Source organism: Streptomyces sp. NPDC093225 (genome assembly GCF_044753805.1).
Lineage (GTDB): Bacteria > Actinomycetota > Actinomycetes > Streptomycetales > Streptomycetaceae > Streptomyces.
In genome coordinates this window covers 250,550-270,718 of sequence record NZ_JBIVNX010000003.1, presented here as the reverse complement: position 1 = coordinate 270,718, position 20,169 = coordinate 250,550, and the positions used below count along the sequence as shown (strand labels likewise).

Below are 20,169 nucleotides of genomic sequence, written 5' to 3'. Positions count from 1 at the left end.
CTTACTCCTACTGCTCCCCTGCCGAGGACTCGACGCCCTCGACTGCCTCGGTGACCTGTGCTTCCGCGGCCTGGCCCTCGGCTGCCTCGGTCTCGTCGACCTCGTCAGCCTCCTGCCCGGCTTCGGCGTTGCGCGCGATGCCGACGACGGCGTCGCGCTTGCCCAGGTTGATCAGCTGGACGCCCATGGTGTCACGGCCGGTCTCCCTGACTTCGTTGACTCGCGTACGAATCACACCACCGCCGAGCGTGATGGCGAGGATCTCGTCGTTCTCCTCCACCACCAGCGCTCCGACGAGCGACCCGCGGTCCTCGACGATCTTGGCGGCCTTGATGCCGAGGCCGCCGCGACCCTGGACGCGGTACTCGTCGACGGGCGTGCGCTTCGCGTAGCCGCCGTCCGTCGCTGTGAAGACGAAAGTACCCGGCCGCACGACATTCATCGAGAGGAGTTGGTCTCCCTCGCGGAAGCTCATGCCCTTCACGCCCGACGTGGCGCGGCCCATCGGGCGCAGCGAGTCGTCCGTGGCGGTGAACCGGATCGACTGCGCCTTCTTGCTGATGAGCAGCAGGTCGTCGTCGGCGGACACCAGCTCGGCGCCGATCAGCTCGTCGTCGCTGCCGTCCTCCTGCTCGCGCAGGTTGATGGCGATCACGCCACCCGAACGGGGCGAGTCGTAGTCCTTCAGCGCCGTCTTCTTCACCAGGCCGGCCTTGGTGGCCAGGATCAGGTACGGGGCGGCCTCGTAGTCGCGGATCGCCAGGATCTGGGCGATCTGCTCGTCCGGCTGGAAGGCCAGCAGGTTCGCCACGTGCTGCCCGCGGGCGTCACGGCCGGCGTCGGGCAGCTCGTACGCCTTGGCCCGGTAGACCCGGCCCTTGTTGGTGAAGAACAGCAGCCAGTGGTGCGTGGTGGAGACGAAGAAGTGGTCGACGATGTCGTCTTCCTTCAGCTTCGTGCCCCGGACGCCCTTGCCGCCGCGCTTCTGCGAGCGGTAGTCGTCGGTCTTGGTCCGCTTGACGTAGCCGCCGCGGGTGATCGTGACGACGATGTCCTCTTCGGCGATGAGGTCCTCGATGGACATGTCGCCGTCGAACGGCACCAGCTTGGAGCGCCGGTCGTCGCCGAACTTCTCGACGATCGCCGCCAGCTCCTCGCTGACGATGCCGCGCTGCTTCTCCGGCGAGGCCAGGATCGCGTTGTACTCGTTGATCTTGGCCTGGAGCTCGTCGTGCTCGGCGACGATCTTCTGGCGCTCCAGGGCGGCCAGGCGGCGCAGCTGCATCTCGAGGATCGCGTTGGCCTGGATCTCGTCGATCTGCAGCAGGCCCATCAGGCCCTCGCGGGCCACCTCGACCGTGTCGCTGCGCCGGATGAGCGCGATGACCTCGTCGATGGCGTCCAGCGCCTTGAGCAGGCCGCGCAGGATGTGGGCGCGCTCCTCCGCCTTGCGCAGGCGGAACTTCGTGCGCCGGACGACGACCTCGATCTGGTGGTGCACCCAGTGGCGGATGAACGCGTCCAGCGAGAGCGTGCGCGGCACGCCGTCCACTAGGGCGAGCATGTTCGCGCCGAAGTTCGTCTGCAGGTCGGTGTGCTTGTACAGGTTGTTCAGCACGACCTTGGCGACGGCGTCCCGCTTGAGGACGATCACCAGGCGCTGGCCCGTACGCGAGGAGGTCTCGTCGCGGACGTCGGCGATGCCGCCGATCCGGCCGTCCTTCACGAGGTCGGCGATCTTCTGCGCCAGGTTGTCCGGGTTGGTCTGGTACGGGAGCTCCGTGACCACCAGGCACTGGCGGTTCTGGATCTCCTCGACCTCGACCACCGCGCGCATCGTGATGGAGCCGCGACCGGTGCGGTACGCCTCCTCGATGCCCTTGCGGCCCACGACCAGCGCGCCGGTCGGGAAGTCCGGGCCCTTGATGCGCTCGACGAGGGCGTCCAGCAGCTCCTCGTGCGAGGCCTCGGGGTTGGCCAGGTACCACTGGGCACCGTCCGCGACCTCGCGCAGGTTGTGCGGCGGGATGTTGGTGGCCATACCGACGGCGATGCCGGCGGAGCCGTTGACCAGCAGGTTCGGGAAGCGCGCCGGCAGGACCGTCGGCTCCTGGTTGCGGCCGTCGTAGTTGTCCGTGAAGTCGACGGTCTCCTCGTCGATGTCGCGGACCATCTCCATCGACAGCGGCGCCATCTTGCACTCGGTGTAGCGCATGGCGGCGGCCGGGTCGTTGCCCGGCGAGCCGAAGTTGCCGTTGGAGTCCACCAGCGGCATGCGCATCGACCACGGCTGGGCCAGGCGGACCAGGGCGTCGTAGATCGAGGAGTCGCCGTGCGGGTGGTAGGTGCCCATGACGTCGCCGACGACGCGGGCGCACTTGTAGAAGCCCTTCTCGGGCCGGTAGCCGCCGTCGTACATCGCGTACAGCACGCGCCGGTGGACGGGCTTGAGGCCGTCGCGGACGTCGGGCAGCGCGCGGGACACGATGACGGACATCGCGTAGTCGAGGTAGGAGCGCTGCATCTCCGTCTCGAGCCCGACGGGCTCGATCCGCATCTGCTGCTCTTCCGCGGCCTCGGTGTTCTCGGTGGTGGTGCCGGAGGGCTCGGGCACGTTCTCGTCGGCCATGGCCGTTCAGAAATCCTTTCGGGCGGTCAGCGGTCGGGCCGACTCAGATGTCGAGGAAGCGGACGTCCTTGGCGTTGCGCTGGATGAAGGAGCGCCGGGCCTCGACGTCCTCACCCATCAGCACCGAGAACAGGTCGTCGGCCTGGGCCGCGTCGTCCAGCGTGACCTGGCCGAGGACGCGGTGGTCCACGTCCATCGTGGTGACGCGCAGCTCCTCGGCGTTCATCTCACCGAGACCCTTGAAGCGCTGGATCGAGTCTTCCTTGATCCGCTTGCCCGCCTGCTTTCCGAGCTCGACCAGGGCGTCGCGCTCGCGGTCCGAGTACGCGTACTCGAAGTCGTCGCGACCCCACTTGATCTTGTAAAGCGGCGGGCGGGACAGGTACACGTGGCCGGCCTCGACCAGCGGGCGCATGAAGCGGAAGAGGAAGGTCAGCAGCAGGGTGTTGATGTGCTGGCCGTCGACGTCGGCGTCCGCCATCAGGATGATCTTGTGATAGCGGAGCTTCTCGATGTCGAAGTCCTCGTGCACGCCGGTGCCGAAGGCGGAGATCAGGGCCTGGATCTCGGCGTTCTGGAGGATCTTGTCGATGCGGGCCTTCTCGACGTTCAGGATCTTGCCGCGGATCGGCAGGATGGCCTGGTACATCGGGTTGCGGCCGGACTTGGCGGAGCCGCCGGCGGAGTCACCCTCGACGATGAAGATCTCGCACTTGGTCGGGTCGTTCGACTGGCAGTCCGACAGCTTGCCCGGCAGCGAGGCGCTCTCCAGCAGGCCCTTGCGACGGGTCAGGTCGCGGGCCTTGCGGGCGGCGACGCGGGCCGTGGCGGCCTGGATGGCCTTGCGGATGATGTCCGCGGCCTCGTTGGGGTTGCGGTCGAACCAGTCGTTGAGGTGCTCGTGCGCGACCTTCTGGACGAAGGTCTTCGCCTCCGTGTTGCCCAGCTTGGTCTTGGTCTGGCCCTCGAACTGCGGCTCGCCGAGCTTGACCGAGATGATCGCGGTCAGACCCTCGCGGATGTCGTCGCCGGTGAGGTTGTCGTCCTTCTCGCGCAGCAGCTTCTTGTCGCGCGCGTACTTGTTGACCAGCGTGGTCAGCGCGGCGCGGAAGCCCTCCTCGTGGGTGCCGCCCTCGTGCGTGTGGATCGTGTTCGCGAAGGAGTAGACGCCCTCCGTGTACTGCGAGTTCCACTGCATCGCGATCTCGACCGAGAGCATGCGCTCCTTGTCCTCGGCCTCGATGTCGATGACGGAGGGGTGGATCAGCTCGCCCTTGCGCGAGTTGAGGTACTTCACGAAGTCGACGATGCCGCCCTCGTAGTGGTACTTCACCGTGCGCGCGGCCGGCTCGGCCGACTCCGCCTCCGGGTCGTCGGCACCGACGGTGGCCTTCGCGGACTCGCGCTCGTCCGTCAGCGTCAGGGTGAGGCCCTTGTTGAGGAAGGCCATCTCCTGGAAGCGGCGCGCGAGCGTCTCGAAGGAGTACTCGGTGGTCTCGAAGATGTCCGGGTCGGCCCAGAACGTGACCGAGGTGCCGGTCTCGGTGGTGGCCTCGTGCTGCTCCAGGGGCGCGGTGGGGGCGCCCGACTTGTAGTCCTGCGTCCAGCGGTAGCCGTCCGTCCGGATCTCGACGGCGAGCTTGTAGGACAGCGCGTTCACCACGGAGACGCCGACGCCGTGCAGACCACCGGAGACGGCGTAACCGCCGCCGCCGAACTTGCCGCCGGCGTGCAGGACGGTGAGCACGACCTCGACGGCCGGCTTCTTCTCGACCGGGTGGATGCCCACCGGGATGCCGCGGCCGTTGTCCACGACGCGCACGCCGCCGTCGGCCAGGATCGTGATGTCGATGGTGTCGGCGTGGCCGGCGAGGGCCTCGTCGACGGAGTTGTCGACCACCTCGTACACGAGGTGGTGCAGGCCCCGCTCACCGGTGGAGCCGATGTACATGCCGGGTCGCTTGCGTACGGCGTCCAGGCCCTCGAGGACTGTGATCGCGCTGGCGTCGTACGAGGCCGTGACCTCGCCGTTCTCGCCTGCAGTGGACGGAATGTTCTCGTTGGGGTTGCCGGAATCGGCCACGAAGCGCCCTTTCTGGCACAGCACAGGCCTGACTCCGGGCAAGCAACGGTTCGCAAGCAGGAGTGGCTGCGTCGATCTGCGTTGTCAGCGTTCTCAGCGGGATCCCGCCGGCTGGGCGGGATTACTTACCAGTCTACCGGTAGCGCTGACATTGATGGAGGTTTGCCGGTACCTGAGTCCGCATGTGCCGCCCTGAACCGACCGCGACCGACTCCCCATATTCGGACCGGGGCTCCAAGAGGCTCAGACGGCCATGCAGCGCTTCGGCCTGTCAACCCTCCGCTACCGAGCGGTAAGGGGCGTCCGGCTCAGCCGTACGTGTCCCCGGGACCGGTCGAACCGGGGGCGCGCAGCCGCCCCTGGTACCGGCGTTCGGTGCCGCTCGGCGGCAGCACCTTCAGGAAGCGCACCGTGCCCTGGCCCAGGTCCGCGTTGAGCCGGGCGACCAGCTGCGGGGCCAGCAGCCGCACCTGCGCCATCCACGCCGAGGAGTCGCAGCGCACGGTCAGCTGCCGCACGTCCGGGTCGTCGTCGTACTTCTCCGGTACGCAGTGCCGGGCCAGCTCCTCGCCCACGATCTCCGGCCAGCGCTCCATCACGCCGGCCACCGCCATCGGGACGTCCCAGCCCCGCTCGGTCTGGAGCCGGTCCAGGGCCGCGCCCAGCCGCATCGGGTCCCGGCCGTCGGCGCGCGCGCCGGAGCGCAGCCCGCCGCGGCGGGCCTGCTTCTTCGCACCGGCCGCCTGGCCGCGGGCCCGGGCCGCCTCCCGGGCGGCGAACAGCGCCTGGCGGGCCAGGTCCACGCCGGAGGGCTCGGGGTCCTTGCGGGGCTCGCCCCGGCCCGGGGTGTCCTGCGGTCCGCTCGCGGGTCCGTTCACAGCCGGGTCACCTCACCGCCCGAGACGCCGTACCGCGCGCCCACCAGGACGTCCGGCACGTCGTCGTCCACGGCCGCCGTGACGAGCACCTGCTCGCCCGGGGCCACCAGTTCCGCCAGCCGCTCGCGGCGCCGCGCGTCCAGTTCGGCGAAGACGTCGTCGAGCACCAGCACCGGTTCGCCGCCCTCCGAGCGCAGCAGGTCGTACGAGGCCAGCCGCAGCGCCAGCGCGTACGACCAGGACTCGCCGTGGCTCGCGTACCCCTTGGCCGGCAGGTCGCCCAGCCGCAGCAGCAGGTCGTCGCGGTGCGGTCCGACCAGGGTCACGCCCCGCTCGATCTCCTGCTTGCGCGCGCCGGCGAGGGCGCCGAGCAGCGCCTCGTACAGCTCCTCGCGCGGGCTGCGGACGGCCGTGCCCAGGACCGCGTCGAGGGCCTCGCCGACGCTGCTCCGGTACGTCAGGCCCAGCGGTCCGCCGCCCGGGGCCAGCTGCTCGTACGCCTTGTCGGCGAGCGGCTGCAGGGTGGCGATCAGGTCGAGGCGCTGGGCCAGCAGCTCGGCGCCGGCCCGGGCCAGGTGCTGGTCCCACACGTCGAGGGTGGACAGGTCCATGGAGCGGCCGCCGTGCCGGCGGGCCATGGCGGCGGACTTGAGCAGGGTGTTGCGCTGCTTGAGGACGCGCTCGTAGTCGGAGCGGACCGCGGCCATGCGCGGCGAGCGCGCGGTGATCAGCTCGTCGAGGAAGCGGCGGCGCTCGCCGGGGTCGCCCTTGATCAGGGCGAGGTCCTCGGGCGCGAACAGGACGGTGCGTACGATCCCCAGCACGTCACGGGGTCTGACCTGCGAGGACCTGTTGATGCGGGCGCGGTTGGCGCGGCCCGGGTTGAGCTCCAGCTCGACCAGCTGGCTGCGCTCGCCCTGCGTGACCGCGGCCCTGATGACCGCCCGGTCGGCGCCCATGCGGACCAGCGGGGCGTCGGAGGAGACGCGGTGGCTGCCGAGGGTCGCGAGGTAGCCGACGGCCTCGACGAGGTTGGTCTTCCCCTGGCCGTTGGGGCCCACGAACGCGGTGACGCCCGGGTCGAGGGGCACCTCGGCCCCGGCGTACGAGCGGAAGTCGGCCAGCGACAGGTGCGTGACGTGCATGGTGGCGCCGACCTCCCCCGGCTGCTGCGGTCCCCGTCCCCAGCCTGTGGACCGGGGCGCCCGACCTGTGGACGGGAGTCCCGTCCGGTGGGCCGGTGTCCCCGGCCTGTGGACCGGGGACGGGAACCTGTGTACTTCTGGGTCCGGAACCTGCGGGTGCCGGACTACTTCTTCTCGACCGCGTGGCCGCCGAACTGGTTGCGCAGCGCGGCGATCATCTTCATCTGCGGGGAGTCGTCCTGGCGCGACGCGAAGCGCGCGAAGAGCGAGGCGGTGATCGCGGGCAGCGGGACCGCGTTGTCGATCGCGGCCTCGACCGTCCAGCGGCCCTCGCCGGAGTCCTGCGCGAAGCCCTTGAGCTGCTCCAGGTGCTCGTCCTCGTCGAGGGCGTTGACCGCCAGGTCCAGCAGCCAGGAGCGGATGACCGTGCCTTCCTGCCAGGAGCGGAAGACCTCGCGGACGTCGGTGACCGAGTCCACCTTCTCCAGCAGCTCCCAGCCCTCGGCGTAGGCCTGCATCATGGCGTACTCGATGCCGTTGTGGACCATCTTGGCGAAGTGGCCGGCGCCGACCTTGCCGGCGTGCACCGAGCCGTACTCGCCCTCGGGCTTGAGGGCGTCGAAGACCGGCTGCACCGCGGCGACGTGCTCCTTGTCGCCGCCGTACATCAGCGCGTAGCCGTTCTCCAGGCCCCAGACGCCGCCGGAGACGCCGCAGTCGACGAAGCCGATGCCCTTCTCGGCCAGCTCGGCGGCGTGCTTCTCGTCATCGGTCCAACGCGAGTTGCCGCCGTCGACGACGATGTCACCGGGGGACAGCAGCGTGGCCAGCTCGTCGACGGTCGACTGGGTCGCCTCGCCGGCGGGGACCATCACCCACACGACGCGCGGGGCCTGCAGGCCGTCCACAAGCTCCTGGAGGCTGTGGACATCGGCGATGTCAGGGTTGCGGTCGTATCCGATGACGGTGTGGCCTGCGCGGCGGATGCGCTCGCGCATGTTGCCGCCCATCTTGCCGAGACCGACGAGACCGAGCTCCATCAGGCGTTCCTTAACTGTGTGTGCGGTTTCGTACCCGCGTCCGAGCCTACGCCCGGACGCGGGGGCACACCTGCGGGGTCGGCCGGACAGGCGGGCCGTGCCGGGGGCGTCAGCCGGAGAGGCGGACCGGCATGATCAGGTACTTGTACGCCTCGTCCGCCTCGGCGTCGACGGCCGGGCGGCCGCTCAGCAGCGCCGGCTTGGTCGAGGTCGTGAAGGACAGCTGCGCGACCGGCGAGTCGATGGCGCTCAGGCCGTCGAGCAGGAAGGTCGGGTTGAAGGCGATCGAGATGTCGTCACCCTCCAGGTGGGCGTCGACGCGCTCCACAGCCTGTGCGTCGTCGCTGGAGCCGGCCTCGAGGATCAGCACGCCCTGCTCGAAGCTCAGCCGGACCGGGGTGTTGCGCTCGGCGACGAGGGCCACGCGCTTGACGGCCTCGACGAACGGGGCGGTCTCGATCACGGCGACGGAGTTGAACTCGGTCGGGAAGAGCGTCCGGTACTTGGGGAGGTCGCCCTCCAGCAGCCGGGTGGTGGTGCGGCGGCCGGCGCCCTCGAAGCCGATCAGGCCCTCGCCCTTGCCGGAGCCCGAGAGCGCCAGGGTGACGGTGTCACCACTGGTCAGGGACTTGGCGGTGTCGAGCAGCGTCTTGGCGGGCACCAGGGCGACGGCGGAGGCGTCGGGGCTCTCCGGCTTCCACAGGAACTCGCGGACGGCGAAGCGGTAGCGGTCGGTGGAGGCGAGGGTGACGCGGTCGCCCTCGATCTCGATGCGCACACCGGTCAGGACGGGCAGCGTGTCGTCGCGGCCGGCGGCGATGGCCACCTGGGCCGCGGCGGAGGCGAAGACCTCGCCGGACACGGTGCCGGTCGCACCCGGCATCTCGGGCAGCGCCGGGTACTCCTCCACCGGCAGGGTGTGGAGGGTGAAGCGGGAGGAGCCGCAGACCACGGTCGCCCGTACACCGTCTGTGGAAATCTCCACCGGGCGGTTGGGGAGGGCGCGGCAGATGTCGGCGAGGAGCCGGCCGGAGACGAGGACGGTGCCGTCCTCCTCCACGTCCGCCTCGACCGAGACGCGGGCCGAGACCTCGTAGTCGAAGCCGGAGAGGCTCAGCGAGCCCTCCTCGGCCTTCAGGAGCAGGCCCGCGAGAACGGGCACCGGCGGCCGGGCCGGGAGGCTACGGGCCGCCCACGCCACCGCCTCCGCGAGTACGTCGCGCTCCACCCGGATCTTCACCGGAACCGCCTCCTGCTGTTGCTGGCTCGCCCTGCTGGCCTTCGTCTGTCGGCTGAACGCCGGAGACCAGTCTGACGTACGGCACCGACACTCGGTGCTGCTGCCCGTCAAGTCGGGCCGGAGTCGGCGGGAGAGCCGAGGGGCGAGTTGTGCACAGGGCCTGCTTGAAAACGGATTCCGAGCTAACTCTCTATGGGGGTAGTAGTAGGCCCTGTGGAAACCGTGGATAACCCTGTCAGCGCAGGTCAGCACCGGTTTTTTGTCCACCGGGCCTGTGGGTGAGAGCAGTGGACAACGTGGGTGTCCTGTGGAGAACAGAAAGTTCTGCACAGTCCGTCCCCAGGTGACCCGGGGTACTCCACAGCTCCGTCCCCAGCTTTACCCGGTTTCCCCACAGCCCAATCGTCGCCTCTCGTGTGACGCCTTTCACTCCATGCGGTGACCGGGGGCCTCCGGTTGCCGAACAGTGGACAACGGTGTGGAGAAGCTGGGGACAGCTGGGGACAACCGGGCCCATCCTGTGGGTCTCCGGTGGACAACCCGGTGGACGGACCTGTGGACAGAATGATCGTCCACAGTCTGTGGATAGTCACTCCGCACAATTCCACAGGGCCTTGACCAGCCCTGATGCTCCATCAACAGGCCTGCCTGTGGAAGGAATGTGGGTGGATTCGGGGGTCCCCAGGGTGTGGACGGAAAAAAGTCGAAGATCTGTGGAAGACGGCCGTAACCCTGCCATTAATCGAACAACGGGCTGCGTACGGATGGCCGACGGGAACGCGGAAGGGCGCTCCGGGAAGCGTCCCGGAGCGCCCTTCGATGCGTCGTACGACGGCTGTGGACCGTTCCCGGCGGTGTTCCGCCGGGTCCCTGCAGCCGGTCCCCTCAGCCGTTCTTGATGCGGTTGGTCAGCTCGGTGACCTGGTTGTAGATCGACCGGCGCTCCGCCATGAGCGCCCGGATCTTGCGGTCCGCGTGCATGACCGTCGTGTGGTCCCGGCCGCCGAACTGGGCCCCGATCTTCGGCAGCGACAGGTCGGTGAGCTCGCGGCACAGGTACATCGCGATCTGGCGCGCCGTCACCAGGACCCGGCTGCGCGAGGAGCCGCACAGGTCGTCCACCGTCAGCCCGAAGTAGTCCGCCGTGGCCGCCATGATGGCGCCCGCGGTGATCTCCGGCGCGCTGTCCTCCCCGCCGGGGATGAGGTTCTTGAGGACGTCCTCGGTCAGCCCCAGGTCCACCGGCTGCCGGTTCAGGCTCGCGAAGGCCGTCACCCGGATCAGCGCGCCCTCCAGCTCGCGGATGTTGCGCGAGATCCGGGAGGCGATGAACTCCAGTACCTCCGGCGGGGCGTTGAGCTGCTCCTGGACCGCCTTCTTCCGGAGGATCGCGATGCGCGTCTCCAGCTCCGGCGGCTGGACGTCGGTGATCAGGCCCCACTCGAAGCGGTTGCGCAGCCGGTCCTCCAGCGTGACCAGCTGCTTGGGCGGCCGGTCGGAGGACAGCACGATCTGCTTGTTGGCGTTGTGGAGCGTGTTGAAGGTGTGGAAGAACTCCTCCTGCGTCGACTCCTTGCTCGCCAGGAACTGGATGTCGTCGACCAGCAGGATGTCCATCTCGCGGTAGCGCTTGCGGAACGCGTCGCCCTTGCCGTCGCGGATGGAGTTGATGAACTCGTTGGTGAACTCCTCCGAGCTCACGTACCGCACCCGGGTGCCCGGGTAGAGGCTCCGCGCGTAGTGGCCGATGGCGTGCAGCAGGTGCGTCTTGCCCAGACCCGACTCGCCGTAGATGAAGAGCGGGTTGTACGCCTTGGCAGGGGCCTCGGCGACGGCCACCGCGGCCGCGTGCGCGAAGCGGTTCGACGCCCCGATGACGAAGGTGTCGAACAGGTACTTGGGGTTCAGCCGCGCGGTCGGCTCCAGCGGACCCGAGGAGGAGCCGGACGACGAGGCCGGCGGCGGCGCGGCCGAGGGGCCCGCCATCGGACCGGGGCCCGGGCGGCCCGGAGCGGGCGGCGCGTCGGAGCGGTCCGGGCGGCCGCCGTCGTACGAGGACGGCTCGTACGGGGCCTGCTCGTACTGCTTGGGGTCGTACGGCTTCGGCTCGTAGGCGTGCGGGTCGTACTGCCCGGACTCGTACGGGGCCTGCGGCTGGTCGAAGGACGGCTGCTCGTAGCCGCCCGGGCCCCCGGAGGAGGGCGAGGCGTACGGGTCGCGCTCCGGATAGCCGCCGAGCCGCGGCTGCTGCCAGCCGTAGTCGTCGCGGTCCGCGGACGGACGCGGCCAGGCGCCCGGCTCGGGGCCGCGCTGCTGCTGGTAGTCCGGGTAGGCGGGGCGGACCTGCGGGAGCTGGTCGTACCCGCCCTCGTAGCGCGGGCGCTCCTCGCGGACCGGCGGCGCGGGGGCCGGCTCGGCCGCGGAGTCGTCGACCGTGATCGCGATCCGGATGGGCCGGCCGCACTCGCGGCTGAGGGTCTCGCTGATCAGCGGGGCGAGCCGGCCCTCGAGGACGCGCTTGCCCCACTCGTTCGGCACGGCGAGCAACGCGGTGTCGGCGACCAGGGCGAGCGGCTGGCACCGCTCGACCCACTGTTTGTCCTTGGGCTCGATGCCCTGCTGTCCTTCTCCCAGCAGCTGCTCGAGAACCCTGGGCCACACTGCGGCAAGATCGGCAGGTACGTCAGCCACAGGGCACGCTCTCTCACAGGTCCCACGAATGTGTGGTTCTTCGGGACGGTCGGGACGGTCGGGACAAAAAAATCCGGGGTCAAGCCAAGGTAGTCAGCGCGACCCGTGCGGTTCAAGTTGTTGTCCACAGCCTGTGCACAGAGAGGCCTGTGCGTGGCTCGGTTTGACCGGATGGCGTAGTCCCGCGTACCGTACCGAGGTCGAGTTGTCGATGGCTGCTGCCGCCTGCCTACCGATGGGCAAAGATCACAATCAATGTGATCGGTTATGCGGTGCCACTCGTGGCGATCACGCGAAGTTCCTCGTGGGCGCACGGTGACAGCCAGGCGATGTACCGCCACCACGATTCATTCTCTGGAGCCCCCGAGTGAGCAAGCGCACCTTCCAGCCGAACAACCGTCGTCGCGCCAAGACCCACGGTTTCCGCCTGCGTATGCGTACCCGTGCCGGCCGCGCGATCCTCGCGAACCGCCGTGCCAAGGGTCGCCAGGCCCTGTCCGCCTAAGCGCGCACAGGCCGTGACGTCGTGCTGCCCACCGAGAATCGGCTGAGGCGGCGCGAGGACTTCGCGACTGCGGTACGTCGAGGCCGTCGGGCAGGTCGCCCGCTCCTCGTCGTCCACCTTCGTACCAGCGGTGCAACGGACCCGCACGAGCCGGGGGGCCATGCCTCCCCGACGCGTGCGGGTTTCGTCGTCAGCAAGGCCGTGGGCGGGGCGGTCGTCCGCAACCAGGTCAAGCGCAGGCTGCGCCACCTGGTACGGGACCGCCTCGCCGGCCTGCCCGCGGGTAGCCTGGTGGTGGTCCGTGCGCTGCCCGGTGCTGGCGACGCCGACCACGGCGCGCTGGCCCGGGACCTGGATGCCGCCCTCGAGCGGCTGCTGGGAGGCGTGGCTCGATGAAGTACCCGCTGCTCGCTTTGATCAAGCTGTACCAGTGGACGATCAGTCCGCTGCTGGGGCCGGTGTGCCGTTATTACCCCTCGTGCTCGCACTATGGGTACACGGCCATCGACCGGCATGGTGCGGTGAAGGGGACTGCCCTCACCGCCTGGCGGATCCTGCGGTGCAACCCGTGGTCCCCCGGCGGTGTGGACCATGTCCCACCTCGCAAACGCCCGCGTTGGCACGAACGGCTGCGCAGTGCGTTGCGTAGACCTCGCAATGCTCAAGGAGCCTGATTAGTGGACACGATTGCCAGTCTGTTCAGCTTCATCACCTGGCCTGTCTCATGGGTCATCGTCCAGTTCCACAGCCTGTACGGGGCGGTTTTCGGCCCTGACACGGGCTGGGCCTGGGGACTGTCCATCGTTTCCCTGGTGGTGCTGATCCGCATCTGCCTGATCCCGCTCTTCGTGAAGCAGATCAAGGCGACGCGGGGCATGCAGGCGCTGCAGCCGAGGATGAAAGCGATCCAGGATCGCTACAAGAACGACAAGCAGCGCCAGTCCGAAGAGATGATGAAGCTGTACAAGGAGACGGGCACCAACCCGCTCTCCTCGTGCCTTCCCATCCTGGCGCAGTCCCCGTTCTTCTTCGCGCTGTACCACGTGCTGTCCGCCATCGCCAACGGCAAGCCGATCGGTGTCATCGACGGCCCGCTGCTGGCGAGCGCCCGACAGGCCCACATCTTCGGCGCGCCCCTGGCCGCCAAGTTCACGGACAGCGCCGAGAAGGCCGCTTCGCTGGGCGCCTCGATCACCGACGTCCGGATCGTGACCGCGGTCATGATCGTCCTGATGTCGCTGTCGCAGTTCTACACGCAGCGCCAGCTGATGCAGAAGAACGTCGACCTCTCGGTCAAGACGCCGTTCATGCAGCAGCAGAAGATGCTGATGTACATCTTCCCGCTGATCTTCGCGGGCATGGGCATCAACTTCCCCGTCGGTGTCCTCATCTACTGGCTGACCACCAACGTGTGGACCATGGGCCAGCAGATGTACGTGATCAACCAGAACCCGACGCCGGGTTCCAAGGCCCAGGACCAGTACCTGCAGCGCCTGCTCAAGCACATCACCTCCCACGGTGAGGTCAAGGGTCGCCGCCGGCGCAACATCATCTCCGCGATCGTGGCCAAGGGCCCGGACCGCAACGACAACGAGCGCAAGTTCATCACCGCTCTGTCGAAGCAGGGCATGGCCGCCCAGGCCGACGGCACGGTGGTGAAGAGCACCGCGACCACGGCCGACGCGGACGCCGCCAGCAGCGCCGCCGCCCAGAAGCGGCAGCAGCCCAAGCGGCAGAGCAAGTCCCAGCGCCAGACCCCCAAGCCCTCGTCCAAGAAGTAAGAAGGAGTCCATCCCGTGACGGAAGGCACCACCTCCGCCGCCGCCGAGGGTGGCGACACCCTGACCCGCCTCGAGCAGGAGGGTGAGATCGCGGCCGACTACCTCGAGGGTCTGCTCGACATCGCCGACCTCGACGGCGACATCGACATGGACGTCGAGGCGGACCGCGCCGCGGTGTCGATCATCAGCGACTCCGGCAGCCGTGACCTGCAGAAGCTGGTCGGACGCGACGGTGAGGTCCTGGAGGCGCTCCAGGAGCTGACCCGGCTCGCCGTGCACCGCGAGACCGGTGACCGCAGCCGCCTGATGCTGGACATCGCCGGCTTCCGCGCCAAGAAGCGCGAGGAGCTCACGGCCGTGGGCATCAAGGCGGCGGAGGAGGCCAAGAGCACCGGTGAGCCGGTCAAGCTCCAGCCGATGACCCCCTTCGAGCGCAAGGTCGTGCACGACGCGATCGCCGCCGCGGGCCTGCGCAGCGAGTCCGAGGGCGAGGAGCCGGAGCGCTTCGTCGTAGTGCTCCCGGCCTGATCGGTCGGAAGAAGTGGTCGGCCCCGTCTGTCTCGCAGACGGGGCCGATGTTTGTCAGCCTGGCATTCAACGAGCATGTGTCGGTCACCGCAGTGGCGGTACGTTGATCACCGCACTGGCGGTACGGAAGGACGGTCCCCGTGACGGAGGCAGCAGCGGAGCTTCCCCCGGCGCCCGAGACGGCGCGGGCGGTGTTCGGCGAGCATTTCCCGGAAGCCGTGCGCTACGCCGAGCTGCTGGCGGACGCGGGGGTCAAGCGCGGCCTGATCGGCCCGCGTGAGGTGCCCCGGCTCTGGGAGCGCCACCTGCTGAACTGCGCGGTGCTCTCCGAGGTGGTGCCCGAGGGCGTCACGGTCTGCGACGTGGGCTCGGGTGCCGGTCTGCCGGGCATTCCGCTCGCGCTGGTGCGGCCGGACCTGAAGATCACCCTGCTGGAGCCGCTGCTGCGGCGCACGAACTTCCTCCAGGAGGTCGTGGAGCTGCTGGGCCTGGACCACGTGACCGTGGTCCGCGGGCGGGCCGAGGAGATGCTCGGCAAGCTCCCCCAGGTGCACGTGGTCACCGCCCGCGCGGTGGCTCCGCTGGACCGCCTGGCCGGCTGGGGCGTGCCGCTGCTGCGCCCGTACGGCGAGATGCTGGCGCTCAAGGGCGACACCGCCGAGGAGGAGCTGGTGGCGGCCAGGGCCGCGCTGACGAAGCTCGGCGTGGTGGAGACCTCCGTGGTCCAGGTGGGTGAGGGTGTGGTCGATCCCCTGTCCACCGTGGTCCGGGTCGAGGTCGGCGAGAGCCCGGGTGGCGTGCGCTTCGCGGCGAAGCGGGCCAAGGCGGCGCGGGTCGGACGGGTGCGCAAGCGCCGTTGACGGGCCGCCTGCCCGGCCTGCGGGCGGCGGAGCGGGGCCGGGGCGCCGTTGAGGTGTCCGAACGGTATGGATTTCGGAGTGTCGTAGCGGGATGAAGTGCCCGCGCGTGCATCGTGTTTCACGTGAAACGTCGCTCACTGCTGCACGGAATCATCAGTCGCGGGCGTGCGGCCGCGTCCCCCCGCAACCGCCAGGAGCGGGGGGTGACGGAGTTGTCCACAGGTGTGGATTCATCCACAGGAGTGCGGTCCCCGCTGGTTCGCAACCCCGAAGGCATGGCAGGCTCTGTTCATCCCGAGCCTGAAGTCGAGGAGAGTGACTCCGTGCGGTCCGACGCCGACCTCGCGGGGCCGATGGCCGATCCGGTCCCCGGCCCCCGCACAGAATCACCGGGGGACGATGTTTCACGTGAAACATCGATGCCCCTGGTGGACTCCGACACGCCCATCGGCCGTGCCGCCCAGCTGGCGGTGGAGGCCCTCGGGCGGGCTGGCGAAGGCCTCCCGCGGCCCGCGCAGCGCCGCGTCATCGTGGTCGCGAACCAGAAGGGCGGCGTGGGCAAGACCACGACGACCGTGAACCTGGCCGCGTCCTTGGCGCTGCACGGCGCCCGTGTGCTGGTCATCGACCTCGACCCGCAGGGCAACGCCTCGACGGCACTGGGGATCGACCACCACGCGGAGGTCCCCTCGATCTACGACGTCCTGGTCGAGAGCCGGCCGCTGCTGGAGGTCGTCCAGCCGGTTCCGGACGTCGAGGGCCTCTTCTGCGCCCCGGCCACCATCGACCTGGCCGGCGCGGAGATCGAGCTCGTCTCCCTCGTGGCGCGCGAGAGCCGGCTCCAGCGGGCCATCCAGGCGTACGAGCAGCCGCTCGACTACATCCTCATCGACTGCCCGCCCTCGCTGGGCCTCCTGACGGTCAACGCGATGGTGGCGGGCGCCGAGGTGCTGATCCCCATCCAGTGCGAGTACTACGCGCTGGAGGGTCTGGGCCAGCTCCTGCGGAACGTCGACCTGGTGCGGGCCCACCTCAACCCGTCCCTGCACGTCTCCACGATCCTGCTCACCATGTACGACGGCAGGACGCGGCTCGCCTCCCAGGTGGCCGACGAGGTGCGCAGCCACTTCGGCAACGAGGTCCTGCGCACGAGCATCCCGCGCTCGGTCCGTATCTCGGAGGCCCCGAGCTACGGCCAGACGGTGCTCACCTACGACCCGGGCTCCAGCGGCTCCCTCTCGTACCTGGAAGCGGCGCGCGAGATCGCGCTGCGCGGGGTGGGGATTTCGTACGACGCCCAGCACGCCCACGTGGGCGGCGGAACCACCAGCACAGCGGAGGCAATGCAGTGAGCGAGCGACGTAGAGGTCTCGGGCGGGGGCTCGGCGCTCTGATCCCGGCGGCTCCGCAGGAGACGCCCGGCCCCGCGCTGGGGGCAGGGACCACCTCCCCCTCCGCCGTACCCGTGCTGACCACCGACCGCGGGGTGGCCGCGGCCAAGGTGGCGTCCCTGCCGCAGGCCGGGGCGGCGCCGGCCGCCGAGGTGCCGGCCCAGGCCACGGCCCCGGAAGAGGCCGTGGCCGGCGCGACCTTCGCCGAGCTGGAGCTGGACTCCATCACGCCGAACCCGCGCCAGCCCCGTGAGGTGTTCGACGAGGACGCGCTGGCGGAACTGGTGACCTCGATCCAGGAGGTCGGCCTGCTCCAGCCCGTCGTGGTGCGGCAGCTGGGCGCCGAGCGGTACGAGCTCATCATGGGCGAGCGCCGCTGGCGGGCCTGCCGTGAGGCGGGTCTGGCGCGGATCCCCGCGATCATCCGGGCCACGGACGACGACAAGCTCCTGCTGGACGCCCTCCTGGAGAACCTGCACCGGGCGCAGCTGAACCCCCTGGAGGAGGCGGCCGCGTACGACCAGCTGCTCCAGGACTTCAACTGCACCCACGACCAGCTGGCCGACCGGATCGGCCGGTCCCGTCCGCAGGTCTCCAACACCCTCCGCCTGCTGCGCCTGTCTCCGCCGGTGCAGCGCCGGGTGGCGGCCGGGGTGCTGTCCGCCGGTCACGCACGCGCGTTGCTCTCCGTGGAGGACTCGGAGGAGCAGGACCGGCTGGCGCACCGCATCGTGGCCGAGGGCCTGTCGGTGCGTGCGGTCGAAGAGATCGTGACCTTGATGGCCGGTGAGCCGAAGAGCTCGGTCAAGCCGAAGGGCCCGCGTGCCGGTGGCCGGGTCTCCCCGGCGCTGACGGATCTGGCCTCGCGGCTGTCGGACCGCTTCGAGACCCGGGTGAAGGTCGACCTGGGGCAGAAGAAGGGCAAGATCACCGTCGAGTTCGCGTCGATGGAGGACCTGGAGCGGATCCTGGACACCCTCGCTCCCGGCGAGGGCCCGGTGCTGAACCAGGCAGGTGGCGACCGCTGAGCAGCGCGACGCAGGTGAAGGGCGGGCTTCGGCCCGCCCTTTCGCTTTCCCGCTACCGGCACTTTGCATTTCCCCGGTATCGGGGCAAACCTCCGGTGGCTACGATGCAATTCGGGTATGGCGGTTGAGGCACCTCACGAAAGAGGGGGCGTGAGCCATGCGATCGGTGAGCCGCACCGGCCTGTTGACTGCGGGCCTGGGACTGGGAGCCGTAGGAGGTTTTGTCGGATCATGGGTCGTCGGCTTGTACCGCTTACGTTGGACAACCTCTCGGATCTCCCCAAGCGCTGCCGGTCCTGCGTTTTCTGGGAGCTCGATCCGGTCAGCCGGGACGCCGCGATAAAGGCGGGCACGCCGGAACTGGAGAAGGAGGCCTGGATCTCCGCGGTCCTGCTGGAGTGGGGCTCCTGCGGGCGGGTCTGCTACGTCGACGACGTCCCGGTGGGCTTCGTGCTCTACGCCCCGCCCGCGTACGTGCCGCGCTCGACGGCCTTCCCGACGAGTCCGGTGTCCCCTGATGCCGTCCAGTTGATGACGGGACGGATCACCCCCGGGTACCAAGGACAGGGCCTGGGGCGGGTGATGGTGCAGACGGTGGCCAAGGACCTGCTGCGTCGGGGGTTCAAGGCGATCGAGGCCTTCGGCGACGCGCGCTGGGAGGCGCCCGCCTGTCTGCTGCCGGCCGACCACCTGCTCGCGGTGGGCTTCAAGACCGTCCGCCCCCATCCGGTGCACCCGCGGCTGCGGCTGGAGCTCCGCTCGACGCTGTCGTGGAAGGAAGACGTGGAGCTGGCCATCGACCGGCTGCTCGGTGCGGTGCAGAAGGAGCCCGTGCTGCGTCCGCTCTGAGGCCCGACCTCCGGGAGCAACGCGAAGGGGCCGCCCCCGACCGGGGGCGGCCCCTTCGTTGTTTCACGTGAAACGTCGTTTCACGTGAAACGAGGTGTCTCAGGCCTTGGCCGTGACGAAGCCCTCGAGGTCGCGCAGGATCGCGGCCTTCGGCTTGGCGCCGACGATCGTCTTGACGACCTCGCCGCCCTGGTAGACGTTCAGCGTCGGGATGGACATGACGCCGTACTTGGCGGCCGTGGCCGGGTTCTCGTCGATGTTGAGCTTGACGACCTCGATCTCGTCGCCGTGCTCCTTCGCGATGGCCTCCAGCGACGGAGCGATCTGACGGCACGGGCCGCACCAGGCCGCCCAGAAGTCCACGAGGACGGGCTTGCCGCTCTTGAGGACCTCTTCGTCGAAGTTCGCGTCGGTCACGTTCTTCAGGTCGGCCACAGCGGCCTCCTTCTCATGCAGGTGGGGTGTGGGAAAGCGGGTCAGACGGTCGCGGCCGCGTGCTCCGAGTCGGAGAGGGCCGCGAGGAAGCGCTCCGCGTCGAGGGCGGCGGAGCAGCCGGTACCGGCGGCCGTGATGGCCTGGCGGTAGGTGTGGTCCACGACGTCGCCGGCGCCGAAGACACCGGTGATGTTGGTACGGGTCGAGGGGGCGTCCACCTTCAGGTAGCCCTCCGCGTCCAGGTCCAGCTGGCCCTTGAAGAGCTCGGTGCGCGGGTCGTGGCCGACGGCGATGAAGAGGCCCGTGACGGGGAGCTCCGAGGTCTCACCGGTCTTGGTGTTGCGCAGGGTCAGACCGGAGAGCTTCTGCTCGCCGTGGATCTCGGCGACCTCGCTGTCCCAGGCGAACTTGATCTTCGGGTCGGCGAAAGCGCGCTCCTGCATCGCCTTGGAGGCCCGCAGGCTGTCGCGGCGGTGGACGATCGTGACGGACTTGGCGAAGCGCGAGAGGAAGGTCGCCTCCTCCATGGCCGTGTCACCGCCGCCGATGACGGCGATGTCCTGGTCCTTGAAGAAGAAGCCGTCGCAGGTGGCGCACCACGAGACGCCGCGGCCGGAGAGGGCGTCCTCGTTGGGCAGGCCGAGCTTGCGGTGCTGGGAGCCGGTGGTCACGATCACGGCCTTGGCGCGGTGCACGGTGCCGGCGGTGTCCGTCACGGTCTTGATCTCACCGGTCAGGTCGACGGCGACGACGTCGTCCGGGACCAGCTCGGCGCCGAAGCGCTCGGCCTGGGCCCGCATGTTGTCCATGAGGTCGGGGCCCATGATGCCGTCGCGGAACCCGGGGAAGTTCTCCACCTCGGTGGTGTTCATGAGCGCGCCACCGGCGGTGACGGCACCCTCGAAGACCAGGGGCTTGAGCGATGCGCGCGCCGTGTACAGGGCGGCGGTGTAGCCGGCCGGCCCAGAGCCGATGATGATCACGTTACGAACGTCGCTCACGGGTACTTTCCTCGTTTCTGCGGACTGCCTGCTGACAACCGGGGGCCGGTGGCCTCACCCCACCCAACGGATCCTATGGCGCGCG

At 69.5% G+C, this 20,169-nt stretch carries 18 protein-coding genes; 9 read left to right on the top strand and 9 right to left on the bottom strand.

Features of this window, described 5'->3' with window-relative positions:
- Positions 1 to 7: 7 nt before the first annotated feature.
- The 7 genes from gyrA to dnaA form a co-directional block, all read right to left on the bottom strand.
- On the bottom strand, positions 8 to 2,629 hold the full coding sequence (gyrA, locus tag ACIQCH_RS05275) for a DNA gyrase subunit A (protein ID WP_402578107.1): 2,622 nt from the start codon (positions 2,627 to 2,629) through the stop codon (positions 8 to 10).
- Positions 2,630 to 2,672: 43 nt separating this feature from the next.
- Positions 2,673 to 4,736 carry a DNA topoisomerase (ATP-hydrolyzing) subunit B gene (gyrB, locus tag ACIQCH_RS05270; RefSeq protein ID WP_402578105.1) on the bottom strand — a complete coding sequence of 688 codons (2,064 nt, stop codon included), beginning with the start codon at positions 4,734 to 4,736 and terminating at the stop codon, positions 2,673 to 2,675.
- A 284-nt stretch (positions 4,737 to 5,020) separates the two neighbouring features.
- Complete coding sequence (locus ACIQCH_RS05265; protein ID WP_402578103.1) at positions 5,021 to 5,590, bottom strand: DUF721 domain-containing protein; 570 nt, start codon at positions 5,588 to 5,590, stop codon at positions 5,021 to 5,023.
- Positions 5,587 to 6,735: a DNA replication/repair protein RecF gene (recF, locus tag ACIQCH_RS05260; RefSeq protein WP_402578101.1), complete on the bottom strand. Its 1,149-nt coding sequence runs from the start codon at positions 6,733 to 6,735 to the stop codon at positions 5,587 to 5,589. Before recF ends, ACIQCH_RS05265 begins: the two co-directional genes overlap by 4 nt.
- A gap of 164 nt (positions 6,736 to 6,899) precedes the next feature.
- Positions 6,900 to 7,775, bottom strand: coding sequence for a phosphogluconate dehydrogenase (NAD(+)-dependent, decarboxylating) (gene gnd, locus ACIQCH_RS05255; protein WP_402578099.1), 876 nt, complete (start codon positions 7,773 to 7,775; stop codon positions 6,900 to 6,902).
- Positions 7,776 to 7,884: 109 nt separating this feature from the next.
- The gene (dnaN, locus tag ACIQCH_RS05250) at positions 7,885 to 9,015 is read right to left on the bottom strand and encodes a DNA polymerase III subunit beta (protein WP_402578097.1); all 1,131 of its coding nucleotides are present in this window, start codon (positions 9,013 to 9,015) and stop codon (positions 7,885 to 7,887) included.
- Positions 9,016 to 9,900: 885 nt separating this feature from the next.
- The gene (gene dnaA / locus ACIQCH_RS05245; RefSeq protein WP_402578095.1) at positions 9,901 to 11,706 is read right to left on the bottom strand and encodes a chromosomal replication initiator protein DnaA; all 1,806 of its coding nucleotides are present in this window, start codon (positions 11,704 to 11,706) and stop codon (positions 9,901 to 9,903) included.
- Positions 11,707 to 12,073: 367 nt separating this feature from the next.
- Between dnaA and rpmH the strand changes: the two genes are divergently transcribed.
- The 9 genes from rpmH to ACIQCH_RS05200 all read left to right on the top strand — a co-directional run bounded on the left by rpmH (position 12,074) and on the right by ACIQCH_RS05200 (position 18,648).
- Positions 12,074 to 12,211, top strand: coding sequence for a 50S ribosomal protein L34 (gene rpmH / locus ACIQCH_RS05240; protein ID WP_078909864.1), 138 nt, complete (start codon positions 12,074 to 12,076; stop codon positions 12,209 to 12,211).
- A 21-nt stretch (positions 12,212 to 12,232) separates the two neighbouring features.
- Entirely contained in the window at positions 12,233 to 12,607 is a 375-nt protein-coding gene (gene rnpA, locus ACIQCH_RS05235) for a ribonuclease P protein component (protein WP_402578093.1), read from the top strand.
- Entirely contained in the window at positions 12,604 to 12,885 is a 282-nt protein-coding gene (gene yidD / locus ACIQCH_RS05230) for a membrane protein insertion efficiency factor YidD (protein ID WP_078909866.1), read from the top strand. The genes rnpA and yidD overlap by 4 nt, the downstream gene beginning before the upstream one ends.
- Positions 12,886 to 12,888: 3 nt before the next feature.
- Positions 12,889 to 13,992 carry a membrane protein insertase YidC gene (gene yidC / locus ACIQCH_RS05225; RefSeq protein WP_402578090.1) on the top strand — a complete coding sequence of 368 codons (1,104 nt, stop codon included), beginning with the start codon at positions 12,889 to 12,891 and terminating at the stop codon, positions 13,990 to 13,992.
- A gap of 15 nt (positions 13,993 to 14,007) precedes the next feature.
- Positions 14,008 to 14,520 (top strand): protein jag, encoded by a 513-nt coding sequence (locus tag ACIQCH_RS05220; RefSeq protein ID WP_402578088.1) that lies wholly within the window; start codon positions 14,008 to 14,010, stop codon positions 14,518 to 14,520.
- A gap of 140 nt (positions 14,521 to 14,660) precedes the next feature.
- Complete coding sequence (gene rsmG / locus ACIQCH_RS05215; RefSeq protein ID WP_402578086.1) at positions 14,661 to 15,380, top strand: 16S rRNA (guanine(527)-N(7))-methyltransferase RsmG; 720 nt, start codon at positions 14,661 to 14,663, stop codon at positions 15,378 to 15,380.
- A 275-nt stretch (positions 15,381 to 15,655) separates the two neighbouring features.
- Positions 15,656 to 16,732, top strand: coding sequence for an AAA family ATPase (locus ACIQCH_RS05210; RefSeq protein WP_402578084.1), 1,077 nt, complete (start codon positions 15,656 to 15,658; stop codon positions 16,730 to 16,732).
- Positions 16,729 to 17,799 carry a ParB/RepB/Spo0J family partition protein gene (locus tag ACIQCH_RS05205; RefSeq protein ID WP_402578082.1) on the top strand — a complete coding sequence of 357 codons (1,071 nt, stop codon included), beginning with the start codon at positions 16,729 to 16,731 and terminating at the stop codon, positions 17,797 to 17,799. Before ACIQCH_RS05210 ends, ACIQCH_RS05205 begins: the two co-directional genes overlap by 4 nt.
- Before the next feature lie 231 nt (positions 17,800 to 18,030).
- Positions 18,031 to 18,648 (top strand): GNAT family N-acetyltransferase, encoded by a 618-nt coding sequence (locus ACIQCH_RS05200; RefSeq protein WP_402578080.1) that lies wholly within the window; start codon positions 18,031 to 18,033, stop codon positions 18,646 to 18,648.
- A gap of 99 nt (positions 18,649 to 18,747) precedes the next feature.
- Here ACIQCH_RS05200 and trxA read toward each other — a convergent pair whose 3' ends face one another.
- Both trxA and trxB read right to left on the bottom strand, forming a co-directional pair.
- A complete protein-coding gene (gene trxA / locus ACIQCH_RS05195; protein ID WP_030193327.1) occupies positions 18,748 to 19,083 on the bottom strand; it encodes a thioredoxin in 336 nt (111 codons plus the stop codon).
- Positions 19,084 to 19,124: 41 nt separating this feature from the next.
- Positions 19,125 to 20,084 (bottom strand): thioredoxin-disulfide reductase, encoded by a 960-nt coding sequence (gene trxB / locus ACIQCH_RS05190; protein ID WP_402578078.1) that lies wholly within the window; start codon positions 20,082 to 20,084, stop codon positions 19,125 to 19,127.
- Positions 20,085 to 20,169 lie beyond the last annotated feature (85 nt).

Excerpts from the sequence above, each read along its gene's own strand:
- gyrA (WP_402578107.1), bottom strand. The coding sequence starts at position 2,629 with ATGGCCGACGAGAACGTGCCCGAGCCCTCCGGCACCACCACCGAGAAC.
- recF (WP_402578101.1), bottom strand. The coding sequence starts at position 6,735 with ATGCACGTCACGCACCTGTCGCTGGCCGACTTCCGCTCGTACGCCGGG.
- gnd (WP_402578099.1), bottom strand. The coding sequence starts at position 7,775 with ATGGAGCTCGGTCTCGTCGGTCTCGGCAAGATGGGCGGCAACATGCGC.
- yidD (WP_078909866.1), top strand. The coding sequence starts at position 12,604 with ATGAAGTACCCGCTGCTCGCTTTGATCAAGCTGTACCAGTGGACGATC.
- ACIQCH_RS05210 (WP_402578084.1), top strand. The coding sequence starts at position 15,656 with ATGGCAGGCTCTGTTCATCCCGAGCCTGAAGTCGAGGAGAGTGACTCC.
- ACIQCH_RS05200 (WP_402578080.1), top strand. The coding sequence starts at position 18,031 with ATGGGTCGTCGGCTTGTACCGCTTACGTTGGACAACCTCTCGGATCTC.